Source organism: Pseudomonas sp. KCJK8993, from assembly GCF_046230915.1.
Classification (GTDB): domain Bacteria; phylum Pseudomonadota; class Gammaproteobacteria; order Pseudomonadales; family Pseudomonadaceae; genus Aquipseudomonas; species Aquipseudomonas piscis.
Window position 1 is genome coordinate 1 of sequence record NZ_JBJJLO010000252.1, and the last position, 766, is coordinate 766.

Here is a 766-nt window from a genome sequence, read left to right on the forward strand (position 1 = left end):
CGCTGCAACGCCAGGTGCACCAGTTGATCGAGGAACAGGTAGCCCTGGCTCCCGAAGCCCCGGCCCTGGTCTTTGGTCAGCAGCGCCTGAGCTATGCCGAACTCAACCGCCGGGCCAACCGCCTGGCCCATCGCCTGATCCAGGCCGGGGTCGGCCCGGATGTACTGGTGGGGCTGGCGGTGGAGCGTTCGATCGAGATGGTGGTGGGCCTGCTGGCGGTGCTCAAGGCCGGTGGCGCCTATGTACCGCTGGACCCGGAATACCCACGCGAGCGCCTGGCCTACATGCTCGAGGACAGCGGCGTGAAATTGCTGCTGACCCAGGCGCATCTGCTGGAGCAGCTGCCGATTCCCCAGGGGCTGTCCAGCCTGGTGCTGGAGCAGGGGGAAGCCTGGCTGGAACACTACAGCGAAGAAAATCCGCAGATCGCCCTGGATGGCGAGAACCTCGCCTACGTGATCTACACCTCGGGCTCCACCGGCCAGCCCAAGGGCGCCGGCAACCGGCATTCGGCGCTGCTCAACCGCCTGTGCTGGATGCAAGAGGCCTACGGCCTAGGGGCTGGCGACACGGTCTTGCAAAAGACCCCGTTCAGCTTCGACGTTTCGGTGTGGGAGTTCTTCTGGCCACTGATGACGGGCGCGCGGCTGGTGGTGGCGGCGCCGGGGGATCATCGCGATCCGGCCCGCTTGGTCAGCCTGATCAACAGTGAGCAGGTCACGACCCTGCACTTCGTGCCGTCGATGCTGCAGGCCTTCCTGCAGGA

General features: G+C 66.1%; 1 protein-coding gene. It reads left to right on the forward strand.

The features are described from left to right. The coding region (locus ACK6AU_RS32010) for an AMP-binding protein (protein ID WP_409303776.1) at nt 1-766 on the forward strand (766 nt) is incomplete at both ends.